This is a genomic window from Vibrio sp. A37, assembly GCF_059777565.1.
In genome coordinates this window covers 1-19,227 of record NZ_JBLNLI010000033.1, presented here as the reverse complement: position 1 = coordinate 19,227, position 19,227 = coordinate 1, and the positions used below count along the sequence as shown (strand labels likewise).

Genomic DNA, 19,227 nt, shown 5'->3' with positions numbered 1-19,227 from the left:
TACCCATTGGGGCACCTGGGTGACCAGAGTTAGCTTGTTGAACACCATCCATGCTAAGCGCACGAATTGCATTAGCGAGTTGTTTGCGAGATGACATATCTACTCCTGCATGCATTACGCGAATTTAAGGTAAAATTTTGCTGCGCTATTCTCTCAAAGCCAATTAATCACTGCAAACGATTTACTCGTCAAATTTAGCCTGTTTTAGTCAAACTTTGCGCAGATTTTCGCTATTTCTCGCTGTATTTAAATATTTACAGAAAAGTATTTTTGCATGAAGCGGAATACACATTTGCAGAAAAAGGGCTTGTATTTCGTGTAATCAAAACTAGAATAGACGTCTAGATGTAGAAACTTCTACAATCAATTTATTGCATACACAAGTGCTAAAATTGCACTTGCTAATAACTGTTACAACGGAGCTATTATGGCTAAGCATTTGTTTACTTCTGAATCTGTATCAGAAGGTCATCCTGATAAAATCGCCGATCAAATCTCTGATGCGGTTCTTGACGCAATCTTAGAGCAAGACCCTAAAGCTCGCGTTGCCTGTGAAACTTATGTTAAAACTGGCATGGTGATGGTAGGCGGTGAAATCACGACCTCTGCTTGGGTAGACATTGAAGAGCTCACTCGCCAAACCGTTCGTGACATCGGTTATGTACATTCAGACATGGGCTTCGATGCTGACTCATGTGCGATACTTAACACTATCGGTAAGCAATCACCAGACATCAACCAAGGTGTTGACAAAGCCGATCCTAAAGAACAAGGTGCTGGTGACCAAGGTATCATGTTTGGTTATGCAACCAACGAAACTGAAATCCTAATGCCTGCACCAATTACCTACTCTCACCGTCTTGTGCAAAAGCAAGCTGAAGTACGTAAAAATGGCACGCTTCCTTGGTTGCGCCCTGATGCAAAATCTCAGGTAACTTTCCAATACGATCAAGGTAAGATTGTTGGTATTGATGCAGTAGTACTTTCAACTCAACACTGTGATTCCATCTCTACTCCAGATTTGCGTGAAGCGGTAATGGAAGAGATCATCAAGCCAGTACTTCCTTCTGAGTGGATCAACGCTGAAACAAACTTCTTTATCAACCCAACAGGCCGTTTTGTTATCGGTGGTCCAATGGGTGATTGTGGCCTAACGGGTCGTAAGATCATCGTTGATACCTACGGCGGTGCAGCTCGCCACGGTGGTGGTGCTTTCTCTGGTAAAGATCCATCAAAAGTAGACCGTAGTGCTGCTTATGCGGCTCGTTATGTCGCTAAGAACATTGTTGCTGCAGGCCTTGCTGATCGCTGTGAAATCCAACTTTCTTACGCTATCGGTGTTGCTGATCCAACCTCTATCATGGTTGAAACTTTCGGCACAGAAAAAGTCCCTCATGAAGTCATCATCGGCGCAGTTCGTCAGAACTTTGACTTACGCCCTTATGGCCTACAAGAAATGCTGAACCTTCTTCAGCCAATCTATCAAAAGACTGCGGCATACGGTCACTTTGGTCGTGACGAGTTCCCTTGGGAAGCGACAGATAAAGCAGAATTACTACGTGAGTTCGCAGGTCTCTAGTACCAAAGTCGTAGCTAATTAAGCACGAAAACAATAAAAACCCCCTGCAATTTGGCAGGGGTTTTATTTTTGCTCAAAAAAACACCGATAAATTTGTAATTTTCCAAAAGCACATCAATAGTTAAACAAGGTATTGATTGTGCAGCGGATCACATTATCCACTTCCTTCAGTCCCTCATGCATGAGCCAGCTGTTTTAGCCCAAAAAACAAATTTGACCTATTTGCAGCTAATACAATCCACCTCGAACAAGGAGGAAACATGCCAAGAGCGGTTGACCCTTCCAATATTGAAGACAAACAAAAACGAGTACCTGACGAAGAGTATGCCAGAACCATTCCTTGCAACACTGTCAGTGTTTCAGCGCCATTTCATTGGTTAGCGCTCGGTTTGCATGATTTTATTCGCATGCCGATCATCAGCACTTTTTATGGCTTATGTTTCACTTTGGCTGCAGTGGGTATTGTTTTACTTATTCAATGGCAAGGAACACACCTAGTTGTCTTACCTAGTTTGATTGTCTATATGCTGATTGGCCCATTTTTGGCGCTCGGACTATATGACGCAAGCTGGGAACGCGAGAAAGGGCATCAAGCGACATTGCTACATTCAATGAAAGCAATTGGACGTAATTCAACCTCACAATGGGCATTTGCCATTGTTCTAATGGTAGCAATGATCTTTTGGATGCGTATCGCAGCCTTATTGCATGCTCTTTACCCTTCTGTGCAAGGCGCACCTTTAATCGATTTCCTACCATTTTTGCTTATTGGTTCTGCAATTGGATTTGTTTTGGCTGTTATTATTTTCACTATCTCCGCTTATTCAATGCCACTAATGATGGAAAGAAGAGTCGACGTGATGACCGCCGTATTCACCAGCTTTAATGCGGTAAAATCCAATATTCCAGCCATGATAGTCTGGGCTTTCATTATCTGTGGAGGACTTTTAATCGGCTTTGCCACCTATGGAATAGGTATGTTGGTCACTATGCCTATCCTTGGCTATGGCACATGGCATGCGTACCACGAAACCATCAAAAAAAATCATCACAAGTAAGGTTTAAACGGAATCTCCTTCTACTTGTTATCTGAAATATGGTAAAAGTCCTTCGCTAAATGCTTAGGACTTTTTTATCGGAATGATCAGCACTGAACTCACTAATCAGATTCAACGGAAACTATCTTGGTGTATTACTGAAGCCAACCGATATTTCCAATGCCAACTGCAACTGCCGACCGTATCCTTTCAATTAAGAGGCAAAGCTGCGGGCAAAGCGTTATTGCAACTCAATCAGATTCGATTGAATCCGATATTGTTAATGGAGAACCAGCAAGCATTTTTAGATGACGTCATTCCACATGAAGTGGCACACCTAATTGCTTTTCACCATTTTGGTCGTGTTAAGCCGCACGGAAAGGAATGGCAATATATTATGCGAGAAGTCTTTCGCGTGGCTCCCTTAGCAACGCACAGTTTTGATATTCAATCGGTACAAGGAAAAACGTTTGAATACTCTTGTGGTTGTTCAAAGTATCCACTTACAGTGCGTCGGCACAATAAAGTTATCAGAAAACAAGCCAGCTATTTTTGTAAAAAATGCACAAAACCTCTGAAATATATTAACGCATGTCAGGGTTGAATTTTTTTGTATTCACTCCCATCTTATTGGGTACCCTACTCCTCAATTTTTAGTTTTAATCATGAGAATACCTCGAGTCTATCATCCAGAATCCATTGCTCAGTTGGGACCCCTTCAACTATCTGAAGACGCCGCTGGTCATATAGCACGAGTGCTTCGCATGAAGGTTGGTCAGCAACTTGTTCTGTTTGATGGTAGTGGGCATGAATTCCCTAGTACTATTTCTGATATCAGTAAAAAACACGTTGAAGTAGAGGTACAAGAGAAAGTACACAAGGATATTGAATCACCCCTAGACCTTCATCTGGGACAAGTTGTCTCTCGAGGTGAAAAAATGGAGTTCACTATCCAAAAATCCGTTGAGCTCGGCGTCAACACTATCACCCCACTGCTCTCTGAGCGTTGTGGCGTAAAACTAGATACAAAAAGGTTCGATAAGAAACTGCTCCAGTGGCAAAAAATTGTTATTGCAGCCTGCGAGCAATGTGGTAGAAACGTCGTTCCAACAATTAGACCAATCATGAGCTTAGAAGATTGGTGCGCAGAACAAAGTGATGCTCTCAAACTCAATTTACACCCTCGTGCGAAATACTCAATCAATACCCTTCCCGACAATGTGAATAAAGTCCGCCTACTTATTGGCCCAGAAGGTGGATTGTCCGAAGAAGAAATTGTAATGTCGAGAAAGCATCAATTTGAAGAAACTTTATTAGGCCCCAGAGTATTACGCACGGAAACAGCAGCACTGACTGCGATATCAGCCCTACAAGTTCGATTTGGCGACTTAGGGTAACCGGAGATGACAATGATTAAACTTGGTATCGTGATGGATCCTATTTCGGCCATCAACATTAAGAAAGATTCAAGCTTTGCGATGATGTTAGAAGCCCAGCGCAGAGGCTACCAAATACACTATATGGAAATGAATGATCTACACTTAGATCAAGGTATCGCTATTGCGGATACGAAAGTTGTAGAATTGATGGATGATCCAAACGGCTGGTATCAATTCAAGTCAGAACAAACGATAGAGCTCTCTGAACTCGATGCTGTTTTAATGCGTAAGGATCCTCCATTTGATACAGAGTATATATACGCGACTTATATTCTAGAACGGGCAGAAGAACAAGGCACATTAATAGTCAATAAGCCACAAAGCTTACGCGACTGTAATGAAAAGCTATTTACAGCTTGGTTCCCTGAGCTCACCCCTACAACGATTGTGACTCGCAAAGCGGACAAGATTAAAGCATTCCGTGAAGTACATGGTGATGTGATCTTGAAACCACTAGATGGCATGGGAGGTGCATCTATTTTCCGAGTTAAGGAAAATGATCCTAACGTATCGGTCATCATTGAAACACTGACCAATCATGGACAAAACTATGCTATGGCGCAGACATTTGTTCCTGATATCAGTAATGGTGATAAAAGGATTCTAGTGGTAGATGGAGAAGCAATGCCGTATTGTCTGGCTCGCATTCCAGCAAAAGGAGAAACGCGAGGTAATCTCGCTGCGGGGGGAACAGGAGAAGCTCGCCCACTTAGTGAAACAGACAAACAAATTGCGGAAGCGGTAGCTCCAACACTAAAAGATAAAGGTCTGATTTTTGTCGGCCTTGACGTTATTGGCGATAAGCTGACTGAGATAAACGTAACCAGCCCAACTTGTATAAAGGAAATTGAGGCAGCTTTCGACATCTCAATCACAGGGAAGTTAATGGATGCAATAGAGCGCCGTTTGCAGGCGTGAAGACTGGATGCAGGGCTTTAACCCTGCTCCTAAATCTATTGGGACTGGAGTTACTATGAACCTTACAAATCATTTCTTAGTGGCAATGCCTGGTATGAAAGATCCCTATTTCAAACATAGAGTTATTTATGTGTGTGAGCACAATGAAGAAGGTGCTATGGGATTGATGATCAATGCTCCAATAGATATCACTGTTGGCGGCATGCTTGAGCAGGTAGACATACAGCCTGTCCACCCTCAACTTCTCAAGCACAGCTTGGAAAAGCCCGTACTAAACGGTGGCCCTGTTTCTGAAGATCGCGGTTTTATTCTCCACCAACCCAAAGATCACTATGAATCTAGCTTACAAATGACTGAGCAAATATCTGTTACTACCTCAAAAGATATTTTAAGTGTACTAGGCACCGAAGCCGAGCCAGACTGCTACCTCGTTGCGTTAGGCTATTCTGGCTGGGAGGCAGGACAATTGGAAACTGAGCTAGCAGAAAATTCTTGGCTCACAATTGAAGCGGATCCAGACGTCATCTTCAATACACCTATCCACGAAAGGTGGAAAAAAGCCGTCCAAATGCTTGGCATTGACTCCGCCCAGTTATCTACTCAAATTGGCCACGCATAACCACATCAACCTAGAAGTGTGCTAGTCTCTAGCGCTCTTCTCTTTTCTACAGCAAAACTCAGTGAGAACATTATGTCACGCACAATCATGGCATTCGACTTTGGCACCAAAAGTATCGGTAGTGCAATTGGTCAAGAAGTGACTGGCACAGCATCACCTCTTAAAGCTTTCAAAGCAAGCGAAGGCATCCCTAATTGGGATGATATTGAAGCTCAGCTTAAGGAATGGAAGCCAGATCTAGTCGTGGTTGGCCTACCTACAGACTTACATGGCAAAGCATTAGCTGACATCACTCCAAGAGCTAAAAAATTTGCTAACCGACTTCATGGACGGTTTGGTGTTGAAGTTGAACTACACGATGAACGCCTGTCAACAACAGAAGCGCGATCTGAATTGTTTGAGATGGGCGGCTATAAAGCACTGACAAAAGGCAATGTCGATTGCCAGTCTGCTGTAGTGATATTAGAAAGCTGGTTTGAGCATCAGTGGCAGTAACACACCTCTTAAGCCACAGTTAGCCTAACCTTCTGATCTAAGCGAATAAGCTTCCACAAACCGCTCAAGACATCCTGTACGCTTAAACATGGGCATCCATGCCCATGTATGTTTGTTCCAGCTAATTCGCTTCGCTATGCAATGATTTTCTAAGTTGGTATTAAAGCGCTAACTTTAGAATTTCAAGCACATCATCTTTGGTAAGAGGCACTTTTCCATCTAGAGTGTTTTCATCAGAAAAACCGACTCTAGCACAATCGTCAGCCAGAACTTCAAGGTCAGACTCTTTAATACCGCGATTAGATAAACGTGTTTCCACACCTAGTGACACCAACAAGCTTTCAAACTTATCAATCACCGCACCAACAGAAGCTGGCTTGCTCATATTTAGCATGCCTTCTCCTAAGGCAATATACATCTCTGGGTTTTTGTCTGCGGTGTATTTCATAAATGCAGGCATAACCATTGCCAGCGTCGCACCATGAGTCACATTATGACGTGCAGAAATTGGGTGAGCAATCATATGCATCGGCGCGCTAAAGTTTACACCACAGTGTGTCCAGCCATTCCAAGCAACGGCAGCTGCCCACTGAATGTTTGCTCTCGCATCGACATCGTTTGGCGTCTCCAGCACTTTAGGCGCGTATTCAATAAGAGTTTCTACAACGCCATTCATTATACGGCTTTGTAGTGCCGCCTCTTGACCGTTGTTCAGGTAAACTTCAAGAACATGAGAGATAGCATCTGCAATGCCACAACCGGTTTGATACGCAGGCAAGCTACAAGTTAGTTCAGGGTCTAAGATAGCTATCTTAGGAAAAACACAATCTGCAAACATGTGTGCTTTTTCATGGGTATCATCATTGGTAAGAACAGCACCACTGTTCATTTCGCTACTTGTCGCTGGAATTGTAGACACGCATACGATAGGCAGTGCTTCTGTCGGTGGAATAGATTTGTCATCTTTCGGGCAGCTAACCACCATATCCCAAACTTGACCTGAATACTTAACACCAGCAGCAATAAACTTCGCGGAATCAATGACACTTCCACCACCTACTGCGACTATAGTATCAACTGCATTCTCTCTACAAATTTCGATCGCTCGCTCAACAGAAGACAACAACGGATTCGCTACAACTTGATAAAAAGGAAGCACTTCCAGCCCTTGCTCTTGCAAGGACTCTGTCACATCACTCAATAGCTTTTCCATAAAATTATGTTGTAGATAAGAAACCAACAGTACTTTATTACCTAGTGGCTTGGTCACTTTCCCTATGCTTTTTACTTCTCCATTACCAAATACAATCCTGACTGGATTGTAATAATCAAAATTATTCATCGACTTACCTAACATACAAATACTGGGTGTAAACGTTAACACCCAAAAACAGCAGGTAATTATGAAACGGCATTTTAATTAATTCAAGAAGATTGTTTATAAACTAATAATTAATTTATAAAAGCTTGATTTTTTAATATATGAGACTACACAAACATTAGCGTCACTAGTGCATTCTTACCTATCAACTACTGACAGACAGAAAGGTATGTAATTGCCTAAAGGATAAATTTAATCCATATCGATCTTCACATCATGCAGTGTTGATTGCTTCGCCGAAACTTGATTAGACTTGAGCATGATTCTTAGATCATTCGCAGAATCTGCGTGATGCAATGCATCTTCTTCACTAATAAGATCATCTACAACTAACTGATAAAGCGATTGATCAAAAGTAAGCATGCCGTGTTCTTTCGATTTCACCATGGTAGCTTTGAGTTCATGCAATTCTCCGCGGCGCAATAAATCGGACATACGAGATGTATTGAGCAAAATCTCAAACACCCCATGGCGTCCGTTTCCTTGTTTATCTCTCACGAGCTGCTGAGCAATAATCCCTTTCAAGTTGATGGAAAGATCGAACAAGAACTGCTCTTTACGTTCCTTCGACACCAAATGCAGAATACGTTCAATGGCTTGGTTCGCATTGTTGGCATGCAAAGTCGCAACACATAAATGGCCTGTTTCAGCGAATGTCATCGCATATTCCATCGTCTCACGATTACGAATTTCACCGATTAAAATCATATCCGGAGCCTGACGCAGAGAGTTCTTTAAAGCTGTTTCGTAACTTAGGGTGTCTAGTCCAACTTCTCTTTGAGTTACGATACATTGGTTGTGTTCGTGAACAAATTCAATCGGATCTTCGACGGTCAGAATATGCCCTTGAGTGTGCTGATTGCGATGACCAACCATGGCTGCCAATGTAGTTGATTTACCCGATCCCGTCGCTCCAACAACCAGCACTAAACCCCTTTTCGCTACGGACAGGTCATTGATCACCTTGGGCAGTTTTAAACTGTCAATCGTAGGAATTGTGGTTTCAATTCTGCGAATCACTGCACCTGGCATTTCACGTTGAAAAAAAGCACTGATCCTAAAACGTCCTTCATCACGCACGATAGCAAAGTTTGCCTCTCGACTTTGTTCAAACTTATCCCAGCTCTCTTTATCCATCGCTGAACTAAGCATGTTAATCAGCTCACTTTGCTCAAGAGGATTTCCTTGGGTTGTCAGGCTTCCATCAACACGAAAGGAAACTGGCTTACCAACGGTAATATAGAGATCCGATGCTTTACGTGAAATCATCTCATGCAAACATTGATTTAAGTTCATGGTTGCTCCTTTACACCGATCCCGTATCTATCTCAACTTTCTTCTGCACTTCTTCCATATCAACCACTCCTTGTGCGAGAAGCTGCTTAGCATTTTGCTCCATCGTCACCATCCCATGAGCGGCACCAGTTTGAATAATTGAAAACATCTGGGCAATTTTATCTTCGCGAACAAGGTTTCTAATAGCAGGGGTCGCAATCATAATTTCGTGGCAAGCGACACGCCCACCACCCACTCGTTTCAGAAGTTTTTGCGCAATCACGGCTCGAAGTGATTCAGACAGCATAGAACGTACCATGCTCTTGTCCGCCCCGGGGAATACATCAATAATTCTGTCTATGGTTTTGGCCGCCGAGCTAGTATGCAGGGTGCCAAACACTAAATGGCCCGTTTCAGCCGCGGTCAGAGCCAAGCTGATGGTTTCTTGATCACGTAATTCACCAACGAGGATGACATCTGGATCTTCACGTAGCGCGCTTCGAAGCGCATTGTTGAAACTGAGGGTATCGCGGTGTACTTCTCTTTGGTTAATCAAACATTTTTTGTTGTTGTGGACAAACTCAATTGGATCTTCAATGGTTAGGATATGCTTGTTGTGATGAGTGTTAATATAATCGACCATCGCGGCTAATGTGGTCGATTTACCGGAACCTGTTGGTCCGGTTACCAACACCAAACCTTTTTCATAATTAGAGATTTTTTCAAAAATATTCGGTGCATCTAACTGCTCTAAGGTTGGGATATCAACAGGAATCGTACGAAAGACCGCTGAGCAACCTCGAGACTGATTGAAAGCGTTGACACGAAAACGTCCAACGTCTGGAAGTTGATAGGAGAAGTCTACCTCTAGCCGCTCTTCAAATTCACTTCTCTGACCATCATTCATGATGTCAAAGACTAGGTGATGAACTTCGGCATGAGATAAAGCAGGCACACCGAGCTTCCTAACTTCACCATCAATTCGTATCATGGGAGAAACACCTGCAGAAAGGTGTAGATCTGAAGCATTATGCTTTACACTAAAATCCAATAACTCAGCAATATCCATTTAAATTCCTTAGGGTCTATTAACCTAATAAAATGCGCCATGAGTAATATTCAACAAAATATCGAACATATCCGCTCACTGATCCATAGTGCTCAACAAAAGTGTGGACGAGCTCCAGACTCCGTGCAACTTTTAGCGGTGAGTAAAACAAAACCACTCGCAGACATTGTCGAAGCAGCAAAAGCTGGACAAGTCGCTTTTGGCGAAAACTATGTCCAAGAAGGTGTCGAAAAAGTCCATAAAATTGGGGAAGTTGAACCAGCATTGAGTCTTGAATGGCACTTTATCGGACCAATTCAATCCAATAAAACCAAACTCGTCTCAGAGAGTTTTGATTGGGTGCACACAATTGACAGAGCTAAGATTGCACAAAGATTGAACGACCAAAGACCTGCTGATAAAAAGCCTTTGCAAGTGCTTATTCAAGTCAACACCAGTGGCGAAAATTCCAAGTCTGGAACCACAGAAAGTGAAATATTTGAGCTGGCAGAGTTGATTTCATCTTTACCTAACCTCACTTTAAGAGGATTGATGTCAATTCCAGCGAATGTCAGTGACTACCAATCGCAACTGAATGCATTTCAACAACTGGCTCAACTGAAAGAGAAGCTGTCAGAGAAATTTGATCATATCGATACACTATCTATGGGCATGAGTGGAGATATGGAAGCAGCGATTGAAGCTGGTAGCACCATGGTGCGTATTGGCACTGCTATCTTCGGAACGAGAGATTACAGCAACCGATAAATCGACACGATTAAGGTATGAAAAGGTAAACAATGAACTATAAAAAGATCACCTTCGTCGGTGCAGGCAATATGACACGTTCGATTATTGCTGGATTAGTCGCGAGTGACTACCCTGCTAAGCTGATTACCGCGACCAATCCAAGCCCGGGTAAAAGAGAAGAGCTTGCCAATTCATTTTCCATTAATACCAGTAGCGATAACATCGAGTCAGTAAAATACGCTGAAGTCGTTGTATTAGCTGTTAAACCACAAATCATGCAAGACGTTGCCAACCAATTAAAGCATCTAGATTTAACGGGTAAGCTGGTTATTTCTATCGCAGCGGGCATTAAGTGTCAGCGCTTTAATGAAATGTTTGGTCAAACTTTAAAGCTTGTACGTGTGATGCCAAATACCCCATCATTAGTAGGTCTTGGTATGAGTGGGCTTTTTGCTGCAAGCAACGTCGATGAATCTGATAGGCAATATGCTTCAGAACTGATGTCTGCTGTTGGTAAAACCTGCTGGGTAGAAGAAGAATCCGGCATCAACAATATTATTGCTGCAGCTGGCAGCGCACCAGCCTATTTCTTCCTGTTTATGGAAGCGATGCAGGCTGAAGCTATGTCACAAGGATTCGACAAAGAGACAGCACGCATGTTGATACAACAAGCAGCTTTGGGCGCAGCTCATATGGTTGCCGCCAACCCTGGTACTGAATTGTCTACACTGAGGGAGCAAGTGACTTCAAAAGGTGGCACCACAGCAGAAGCGCTAAGAACATTTAACGAGCAGCAGCTTAACGACATTGTCGCAAAAGCAATGCAAGCCGCTGTTACTCGTGCAGAAGAAATGGAAAACTTATTTTAATTTAATTACTGAAAGGGCCATTTATGGACGCATTTTTATTTCTGATCCGCACCTTTTTTGATCTTTACATCATGGTGGTGATCTTGCGCATTTGGCTGCAAGCCGCGCGCGCTGACTTTTACAATCCATTTTCTCAGTTCATCGTCAAAGCGACGCAGCCAGTTGTTGCACCGTTGAGAAGAGTCATTCCTTCCATCGGCAGCCTTGATATGGCGACATTACTATTTGCATATGTTTTATCTGTGCTGAAGTTTGCCGTGATGAACCTTGTGGCATCTAGTGGCGCTGCCTCTGGGTTTAGCACTGGGCTTCTGTTTGTTGGACTTTTATCTCTGATAAAAGCAGCCGGTGGCTTGCTATTTTGGATTCTACTTATTCGCGCAATTATGAGCTGGGTAAGTCAAGGACGTAGCCCAATTGAGTACGTATTCCACCAGTTAACCGAACCATTCTTAGCGCCAATTCGCCGTATTATTCCTGTAATGGGCGGGCTAGATTTAAGTGTTCTGGTACTGTTTATTCTACTTCAGTTCCTCAATATCTTAATCGGAAATATGATCGGGCCCATTTGGTTCCAACTATAATCTCTATCACAGAAAGCTGATTTTCTAACAGTGACAATAAAGAAGCCATCCACTTGATGGTTTCTTTTGTTTCTGTAGTTTTGAAAGCTATAACTTCTAATCAATGGACACATAACGATGAAATGGATTCTCGCTCTAATTATTGTTGTATTTGCGCTTCCCTCTTGGGCTGAACAAGCCAAAAATATTAAAGACTTAGAAGTGCACTATTCAGCTCTTAACTCAACATTCCTAACCCCGAAAATTGCCAAAAACTACAAACTGAAACGCAACGGCTACACTGCCATACTGAACATCAGCATTTTGGATCGCTCAAAAGCGGGTAAGCCAGCAACAGAAGCGGCCATTACAGCCACCAGCAAAAACTTGGTCGGCAACACCAGAAAACTGGCGTTCAATGAAATTAAAGAAGGCGATGCTATTTACTACATTGCTGAATTCCCCATCACCAACGAAGAGAATATTACTTTCAATATCGATATTGATGCTGGAACAAAAGGCGCGGGTACTATAAAGTTCAACCAAAAATTTTATGTCGACGAATAACTGCCCAATAGAAATTTGTAGGCAGATACCGATTGGAACCCATCATGAGTAAAATAGTTCTAGCCACAGGTAACCAAGGCAAAGTACGTGAAATGTCAGATCTACTGGCGGAATTTGGCTTTGAAGTTCTTGCACAAAGCGAGTTCAACGTCTCTGAAGTTGCAGAAACTGGCACGACGTTTATTGAAAACGCCATTATCAAAGCGCGCCACGCTGCGATGGAAACAGGCCTACCTGCGATTGCGGATGATTCCGGACTCGAAGTGGACTTCTTAAAAGGCGCTCCGGGGATCTATTCAGCTCGCTACGCTGGCGAAGGTGCATCTGACCTAGATAACTTGAACAAACTGCTTGATGCACTGCAAAATGTTCCTGAGGAGCAGCGTACAGCGCGTTTTCACTGCGTTTTAGTCTTCATGCGTCATAAAGACGATCCGACGCCTATCGTTTGTCACGGTAGCTGGGAAGGCAGAATACTCAATGAAGCACACGGAGAAAATGGCTTTGGTTACGATCCTATCTTCTACGTGCCAGAAACAAACTGCGCATCAGCAGAGCTGAAACCGGAGCAGAAAAAACAACTTTCTCACCGTGGCAAAGCACTGAAGAAGCTGTTTGCGGCTTTATCAGAGCAAGCTCAATAACCATGAAGATAGTACCGCCGCCACTTAGCCTGTACATCCATATCCCTTGGTGTGTGCAGAAATGCCCGTATTGCGACTTTAACTCTCATACACTTAAACATGAGATCCCCGAAGAGCAGTACATTGAGGCATTACTGGAAGATTTGGCTAACGATATTGCTCGCTACAAGCTAAATAAAAACCCAAGACCGTTAAAATCAATATTTATTGGTGGTGGTACGCCGAGCCTCGTCTCTGCACATGGTATAAAAACCTTGCTTAATGGTGTTCAGCTGCAACTAGACTTTTCTTCTGACATTGAAATTACCATGGAAGCCAACCCCGGCACGATAGAAGCCGATAGGTTTGAGCAGTATCGAGAAACAGGTGTGACTCGTATTTCGATTGGTGTACAAAGCTTTGAACAAGCCAAGCTAGAAAGCTTAGGTCGGATACATGGCGAAACTGAAGCTGTACGCGCTGCCAAACTGGCACACAAAATAGGCCTAAATAGCTTTAACCTAGATTTAATGCATGGTTTGCCGGATCAGAGTATCGAGCAAGCACTGACTGATCTTGATAAAGCCATAGAGTTAAACCCACCGCATTTATCTTGGTATCAACTCACCATTGAGCCAAACACGCAGTTTTTCTATAAAACGCCAACCCTCCCCAATGATGACGACCTTTGGGATATCTTCGATAAAGGTCATCAAAAACTCACCGAGGCAGGTTATGTACAATATGAAATTTCGGGCTACAGCAAGCCGGATTATCAGTGTCAGCACAACCTCAACTATTGGCGTTTTGGCGATTATTTGGGCATTGGTTGTGGTGCTCATGGCAAAATCAGCTTTGCTGACGGACGAATCCTGCGAACCAATAAAATTAAACACCCTAGGGGCTATCTGGCTGCCAAAGATAATTTGGTGAAACCGTATCTGTACGAAGAAACGCATATTCTGGAAAAAGATCGGCCATTTGAGTTCTTTATGAACCGCTTCAGGCTGATTGAAGCCTGCCCTAAACAAGGATTCGTGGATACAACAGGGCTTTCTCTTGACACCATTGCAGAGACAATAAACTGGGCGGTAGAAAAAGAGCTGCTATTAGAATCTGAAACAGATTGGCAAATTACTCAAAAAGGTAAATTATTTTTAAATGATTTGCTTGAGGCGTTTGTTAGCGAAGAAGACGATTATCCGTTAACGTAATAAGAGGCGCGATAAGCGCCTCAATTGATATTAATAGCGAATTTAAGATCTTAGAAAATCGAGCGTCCAATACGCTCTGAAAGAAGCTCTAACGCTTTGGTGCCAGCCAATGAGTTACCAGATTCATCCAACTCTGGAGACCAAACTGCAATCGTCATGTCACCCGGAACTACCGCGATAATGCCACCGCCAACACCAGATTTACCCGGCATACCAACTCTATAAGCAAACGAACCTGCACCATCATACAAACCGCATGTCGCAAGAAGTGCATTCAACTGCTTCGTTTGGTTGGGCTCTAACACTTTCTGCCCGGTTTGAACTGAAACGCCTTTATTGGCTAAATAACTATGGGTAATTGCCAACTGTTCGCAGCTTAACTTCAATGCACAAGCATGGAAATAGTTGTTCAACACAGGGATCACTTCATTATCAAAGTTGCCGAATGAACGCATCAGATAAGCAATCGAAGCATTTCTATCACTGTGCATCATCTCAGACGCCGCGACTATCTTGTCGTAAACAATATGGCTATTGCCCGAAAGCTGACGTACAAACTCAAGCAAACGCTGCCTTGGCGCCGACAAGCGGCTAAACAGCAAATCGGAAATGACAATCGCACCAGCATTAATAAATGGGTTACGCGGAATACCGTGTTCCATTTCCAGCTGAATCATTGAATTAAAAGCCTGACCAGAAGGTTCTTTACCCACCCTTTGCCAAATCTCGTCTGGCTTGTACAACCCCATAGCTAGAGTTAGCCCAAGCACTTTCGAAATCGATTGGATAGAAAACTGCTCTGATGAGTCTCCCGCTTTAAAGACTTCACCTTCGTTAGTACATACAGCAATACCCAGCTTACTATGTTCAACTTTCGCAAGCGCTGGAATGTAATCGGCCACCTTCCCTTGTCCAATAAGTGGTCGAACTTCTTCTAGGATTTCAGATAAAATATCATCAGTTGGTTTTATCATCGAAGTCTTAACTCCCAAAGAGTAAAAAGCCAACACATTTTGGTTGGCTTACATCAAATCATTGTTAGGTTATGGAGAATAAAAATCTATTGAGTACGCTTGTATTGAATATCCCAAACACCATGCCCTAGCCTATGACCGCGAGCTTCAAATTTTGTTAGCGGTCTAGATTCTGGACGAGGAACAAAATGTCCCTCTTCAGCAATGTTTTCAAACCCTGGAGCTTGCTCCATGATTTCAATCATATGCTCTGCGTAATTTTCCCAGTCGGTTGCCATATGGAATATACCTTGATCTAGAATCAGCTTGCCTCTGACCATCGCAGCAAACTCAAGCTGAACAATACGGCGCTTATGATGACGTTTTTTATGCCAAGGGTCTGGGAAAAACAGTTGCAGCATGTGCAAGCTGTTGTCAGGAATCATGTTGGCGAACACTTCGACAGCGTCGTGGCACATCACTCTCAGGTTTGTTAGTTCAGCCTCTTTCGCGGCCGCTAAGCAAGCACCAACACCCGGACTGTGCACTTCGATACCGATGAAGTTTTTCTCAGGTGCGTTCTTAGCCATTTCAACTAATGATGCGCCCATGCCAAAACCAATTTCCAAAACCACAGGATTGTCGTTACCAAATACCGTATTCCAATCAAGTAGCTGTTCTTGATAATCGATACCCATTGTCGGCCAGCACTCTTTCATCGCAGTTTCTTGACCTTTGGTCAAGCGCCCTTCACGACGAACGAAGCTTCTCACTTTACGTACAAGTTTGCCGTCTTCGGTGTATTCATTTGTGGTTACGTCACTCATTTTCTGCCTGCTTAAAAATTGGTCTTGCATTCGCGGATTTGTGATTATCCAAAGAAATAGCTTTGGTGCAAGTTTTTATCGAATTAGAACGGCACAATTCTTTAATCCCCTACAATTTACTGGTTGTATAACGAGCGCAAAGTGTGATGCAATTTCGCATTATTAGACGAATACAAATTTCAAAGGCGAAAACTCTGTGACTCCTTTTGCTTCTGCAATACTCGATTGGTATGACGCTTACGGTCGAAAAAACTTACCTTGGCAACAAAACAAAACCGCCTATAGCGTTTGGCTTTCAGAAATAATGCTACAGCAAACTCAAGTAGCAACCGTCATTCCCTATTTTGAGCGATTTCTTGAACGATTCCCTACCGTGACTGATTTGGCCAATGCTCATCAGGATGAAGTATTGCATCTTTGGACGGGCTTGGGGTATTACGCTCGAGCTCGTAATCTACATAAAGCAGCACAAATCGTTCGAGATGAGCATAAGGGAGAATTTCCTACTGAGTTAGAAGCCATGAATGCTCTCCCGGGAGTAGGCCGCTCTACCGCTGCTGCAGTGCTCTCTTCGGTTTATAAAAAGCCTTTTGCTATTTTAGATGGCAACGTAAAACGAACCCTCGCGAGAAGTTTCGCGGTGCAAGGTTGGCCGGGACAAAAGAAAGTAGAGAATCGGCTTTGGGAAATAGCAGAGCAGCACACACCTGAATCTGATACGGATAAATATAACCAAGCCATGATGGACATGGGCGCGATGGTGTGTACCAGAAGCAAACCAAAGTGCTCTCTTTGCCCAGTTAGCAAATTTTGCGTATCTAACAAGCAAGGTAACCAGCTGGATTATCCGGGCAAAAAGCCGAAAAAAGAAAAACCTGTAAAAGAGACTTGGTTTGTTATTTTGCATCACAACAACCATGTTTGGCTTGAACAACGGCCACCAGCTGGTATCTGGGGAGGCTTGTACTGCTTTCCAGAAAATGGTGAAGCACAGATTTCCGCCCAGCTAGAGAATAGAGCAATACAAGCAGATGATATTATCAAGCGAAGCCAGCTGATTTCTTTTCGTCATACCTTTAGCCATTACCATTTAGATATTACGCCTGTTTTGATTGATATATCAAAACAGCCAGAAATGGTCATGGAAGCCAGCCAAGGTCTTTGGTATAACTTATCTCAACCACAAGAAGTCGGATTGGCAGCTCCTGTTAAGCAACTTATTGAGTCGCTGCCACATGAACTTCATACCAATATTCACGAGGAATCACTATGAGCCGCACCGTATTTTGTGCCCGCCTAAATAAAGAGGCAGAAGGCCTAGACTTTCAACTTTACCCTGGCGATCTTGGCAAGCGTATTTTTGACAACATATCAAAAGAAGCATGGGCACAGTGGCAACATAAACAAACGATGCTAATCAACGAGAAAAAGCTCAATATGATGGATCCAGAGCATCGTAAACTGATTGAGACAGAGATGGTCAATTTCTTATTTGAAGGAAAAGATGTTCACATTGAGGGCTATACCCCACCTAGTGAATAATTTCCTCTTATACTCAAAAGGCATCAAATTTTTAAGTTTGGTGCCTTTTTTGAATAAGATGTAGAGTAAATACGCTAAACGACTTAAAGGGATATTTGGGACGGCATGAAGAAATTAATTTTTCTCCTTTCAACGATAATATTGGCTGGTTGCAGTCGAGAGTTTGTCGAGAGCATTTATGACGTCAATTATGAACCCACTAATCGTTTCGCGAAAAACCTAGCGCAACTTCCCGGCCAATACACTAAAGATACCGCTGCTTTTGATGCACTAATCAACAGTTTTTCAGGGAATATAGAAAAACGTTGGGGCAGCAAAGAAATTCGCATCGCTGGCAAAAGCAACTACGTTAAGTACATCGATAACTACCTCAGTCGTACAGAAGTCAATTTCAGTAAAGGTACGATAGTCGTTGAAACCATAGCTTCAACTGAACCAAAAGAGCACTTGCGCAAAGCCATCATCACCACCTTACTGACCCCTGACAACCCTTCCCAAGTGGATCTATTCTCTTCTAAAAGCATCAAACTGGAAGGACAGCCGTTTTTGTATCGGCAGGTCTTAGACGAAGATAATCAACCCATACAATGGTCTTGGCGTGCCAATCGTTTCGCCAATTATTTAATTGCCAATAAGATAAAAGTGAAAACTGTTGATTTCAAAAAAGCTTATTATGTAGAAATTCCTATGGTACAGGATCAAATGCAGATCCGAAGCTATCAATATGCAAGCATCGTTCGAAAAGCATCACGTAAATACGGTATTCCTGAGGATCTAATCTACGCCATCATTAAGACCGAAAGTAGCTTTAACCCCTATGCGGTAAGCTGGGCCAATGCTTATGGTTTGATGCAGGTGGTACCTAAGACTGCTGGTAGAGACGTGTTTAAATTGGTTAAGAATCGCTCGGGACAACCTTCGCCTGAGTACTTATTTAATCCTGAGAACAATATCGATACAGGAACCGCGTACTTCTATCTTTTGAAAACTCGCTATTTAAAAGACGTTCGTAATCCGCTCTCTCTAGAATACAGCATGATCTCCGCTTACAACGGCGGCGCTGGCGGTGTTTTGAATACCTTTGATCGCAATCGAACCAGAGCAATGAGAGATCTCAATTCACTACAACCTAATCAAGTTTATTGGGCGCTCACTAAAAAACACCCAAGCTCTGAGTCACGCCGCTACTTGGAAAAAGTCACTAAATTTAAAAAAGAATTTAACGCCAATAAAACCTAACTCTCATTTCTGTATAAATTATCACCACTCAAACAACAATTTGGCCTTTTTTACAAAAACCAGTTGACGTGAGAGCGGAAAATCCGTTTAATAGCGCTCCGTTGCCCGGATAGCTCAGTCGGTAGAGCAGAGGATTGAAAATCCTCGTGTCGGTGGTTCGATTCCGCCTCCGGGCACCACAATTTGGTGTTATCGCTTAATCATTTAGATAAGCGCTAGTGCAAAAAATAAAGCGTGCCGACTTAGCTCAGTAGGTAGAGCAACTGACTTGTAATCAGTAGGTCACCAG

22 protein-coding genes and 1 tRNA gene are annotated in these 19,227 nt (G+C 43.0%); 17 read left to right on the top strand and 6 right to left on the bottom strand.

Annotated elements, in window-relative coordinates; all coding sequences use genetic code 11:
- The coding region (locus ACM2FC_RS22600) for a thiamine pyrophosphate-binding protein (protein ID WP_498483306.1) at positions 1 to 97 on the bottom strand (97 nt) is incomplete at its 3' end.
- Positions 98 to 427: 330 nt separating this feature from the next.
- Between ACM2FC_RS22600 and metK the strand changes: the two genes are divergently transcribed.
- From metK to ruvX, 7 genes are all read left to right on the top strand, one after another.
- Positions 428 to 1,579: a methionine adenosyltransferase gene (metK, locus tag ACM2FC_RS22595; protein ID WP_498483302.1), complete on the top strand. Its 1,152-nt coding sequence runs from the start codon at positions 428 to 430 to the stop codon at positions 1,577 to 1,579.
- Positions 1,580 to 1,839: 260 nt separating this feature from the next.
- A complete protein-coding gene (locus ACM2FC_RS22590; RefSeq protein ID WP_498483301.1) occupies positions 1,840 to 2,637 on the top strand; it encodes a DUF2189 domain-containing protein in 798 nt (265 codons plus the stop codon).
- Between the two features lie 76 nt (positions 2,638 to 2,713).
- Positions 2,714 to 3,220, top strand: a complete 507-nt coding sequence (locus ACM2FC_RS22585; protein WP_498483305.1) for a SprT family zinc-dependent metalloprotease — start codon at positions 2,714 to 2,716, stop codon at positions 3,218 to 3,220.
- A 61-nt stretch (positions 3,221 to 3,281) separates the two neighbouring features.
- Positions 3,282 to 4,013: a 16S rRNA (uracil(1498)-N(3))-methyltransferase gene (rsmE, locus tag ACM2FC_RS22580; RefSeq protein WP_498483300.1), complete on the top strand. Its 732-nt coding sequence runs from the start codon at positions 3,282 to 3,284 to the stop codon at positions 4,011 to 4,013.
- 12 nt (positions 4,014 to 4,025) lie between these two features.
- Entirely contained in the window at positions 4,026 to 4,973 is a 948-nt protein-coding gene (gshB, locus tag ACM2FC_RS22575) for a glutathione synthase (RefSeq protein ID WP_498483304.1), read from the top strand.
- Positions 4,974 to 5,028: 55 nt separating this feature from the next.
- Positions 5,029 to 5,592: a YqgE/AlgH family protein gene (locus ACM2FC_RS22570; RefSeq protein ID WP_498483299.1), complete on the top strand. Its 564-nt coding sequence runs from the start codon at positions 5,029 to 5,031 to the stop codon at positions 5,590 to 5,592.
- A gap of 72 nt (positions 5,593 to 5,664) precedes the next feature.
- On the top strand, positions 5,665 to 6,087 hold the full coding sequence (gene ruvX, locus ACM2FC_RS22565) for a Holliday junction resolvase RuvX (protein WP_498483298.1): 423 nt from the start codon (positions 5,665 to 5,667) through the stop codon (positions 6,085 to 6,087).
- A gap of 160 nt (positions 6,088 to 6,247) precedes the next feature.
- Here the strand turns inward: ruvX and ACM2FC_RS22560 are convergent, their stop codons facing one another.
- The 3 genes from ACM2FC_RS22560 to ACM2FC_RS22550 form a co-directional block, all read right to left on the bottom strand.
- Positions 6,248 to 7,429: an iron-containing alcohol dehydrogenase gene (locus tag ACM2FC_RS22560; RefSeq protein WP_498483297.1), complete on the bottom strand. Its 1,182-nt coding sequence runs from the start codon at positions 7,427 to 7,429 to the stop codon at positions 6,248 to 6,250.
- A 231-nt stretch (positions 7,430 to 7,660) separates the two neighbouring features.
- Entirely contained in the window at positions 7,661 to 8,764 is a 1,104-nt protein-coding gene (locus ACM2FC_RS22555; RefSeq protein ID WP_498483296.1) for a PilT/PilU family type 4a pilus ATPase, read from the bottom strand.
- A gap of 10 nt (positions 8,765 to 8,774) precedes the next feature.
- Positions 8,775 to 9,812 (bottom strand): type IV pilus twitching motility protein PilT, encoded by a 1,038-nt coding sequence (locus ACM2FC_RS22550; RefSeq protein WP_498483295.1) that lies wholly within the window; start codon positions 9,810 to 9,812, stop codon positions 8,775 to 8,777.
- Positions 9,813 to 9,851: 39 nt separating this feature from the next.
- Between ACM2FC_RS22550 and ACM2FC_RS22545 the strand changes: the two genes are divergently transcribed.
- From ACM2FC_RS22545 to hemW, 6 genes are all read left to right on the top strand, one after another.
- The gene (locus ACM2FC_RS22545) at positions 9,852 to 10,559 is read left to right on the top strand and encodes a YggS family pyridoxal phosphate-dependent enzyme (protein WP_498483294.1); all 708 of its coding nucleotides are present in this window, start codon (positions 9,852 to 9,854) and stop codon (positions 10,557 to 10,559) included.
- Positions 10,560 to 10,591: 32 nt separating this feature from the next.
- Positions 10,592 to 11,410 carry a pyrroline-5-carboxylate reductase gene (gene proC / locus ACM2FC_RS22540; protein WP_498483293.1) on the top strand — a complete coding sequence of 273 codons (819 nt, stop codon included), beginning with the start codon at positions 10,592 to 10,594 and terminating at the stop codon, positions 11,408 to 11,410.
- A 23-nt stretch (positions 11,411 to 11,433) separates the two neighbouring features.
- Positions 11,434 to 11,994, top strand: coding sequence for a YggT family protein (locus ACM2FC_RS22535; protein ID WP_498483292.1), 561 nt, complete (start codon positions 11,434 to 11,436; stop codon positions 11,992 to 11,994).
- 117 nt (positions 11,995 to 12,111) lie between these two features.
- Complete coding sequence (locus ACM2FC_RS22530; protein ID WP_498483291.1) at positions 12,112 to 12,540, top strand: DUF4426 domain-containing protein; 429 nt, start codon at positions 12,112 to 12,114, stop codon at positions 12,538 to 12,540.
- Between the two features lie 44 nt (positions 12,541 to 12,584).
- The gene (locus ACM2FC_RS22525; RefSeq protein ID WP_498483290.1) at positions 12,585 to 13,184 is read left to right on the top strand and encodes an XTP/dITP diphosphatase; all 600 of its coding nucleotides are present in this window, start codon (positions 12,585 to 12,587) and stop codon (positions 13,182 to 13,184) included.
- Between the two features lie 2 nt (positions 13,185 to 13,186).
- Complete coding sequence (gene hemW / locus ACM2FC_RS22520; protein ID WP_498483289.1) at positions 13,187 to 14,377, top strand: radical SAM family heme chaperone HemW; 1,191 nt, start codon at positions 13,187 to 13,189, stop codon at positions 14,375 to 14,377.
- Positions 14,378 to 14,427: 50 nt separating this feature from the next.
- On the opposite strand, the gene glsB is transcribed toward hemW, so the two are convergent.
- A complete protein-coding gene (gene glsB / locus ACM2FC_RS22515) occupies positions 14,428 to 15,348 on the bottom strand; it encodes a glutaminase B (protein ID WP_498483303.1) in 921 nt (306 codons plus the stop codon).
- A gap of 89 nt (positions 15,349 to 15,437) precedes the next feature.
- A complete protein-coding gene (trmB, locus tag ACM2FC_RS22510) occupies positions 15,438 to 16,157 on the bottom strand; it encodes a tRNA (guanosine(46)-N7)-methyltransferase TrmB (RefSeq protein ID WP_498483288.1) in 720 nt (239 codons plus the stop codon).
- A gap of 196 nt (positions 16,158 to 16,353) precedes the next feature.
- Between trmB and mutY the strand changes: the two genes are divergently transcribed.
- From mutY to ACM2FC_RS22490, 4 genes are all read left to right on the top strand, one after another.
- Positions 16,354 to 17,430 carry an A/G-specific adenine glycosylase gene (gene mutY, locus ACM2FC_RS22505; RefSeq protein ID WP_498483287.1) on the top strand — a complete coding sequence of 359 codons (1,077 nt, stop codon included), beginning with the start codon at positions 16,354 to 16,356 and terminating at the stop codon, positions 17,428 to 17,430.
- Entirely contained in the window at positions 17,427 to 17,699 is a 273-nt protein-coding gene (locus ACM2FC_RS22500) for an oxidative damage protection protein (protein WP_237360791.1), read from the top strand. The genes mutY and ACM2FC_RS22500 overlap by 4 nt, the downstream gene beginning before the upstream one ends.
- 105 nt (positions 17,700 to 17,804) lie before the next feature.
- A complete protein-coding gene (gene mltC, locus ACM2FC_RS22495; protein ID WP_498483286.1) occupies positions 17,805 to 18,938 on the top strand; it encodes a membrane-bound lytic murein transglycosylase MltC in 1,134 nt (377 codons plus the stop codon).
- A gap of 103 nt (positions 18,939 to 19,041) precedes the next feature.
- A tRNA-Phe gene (locus ACM2FC_RS22490) sits at positions 19,042 to 19,117 on the top strand.
- The last annotated feature ends 110 nt before the right edge of the window (positions 19,118 to 19,227 follow it).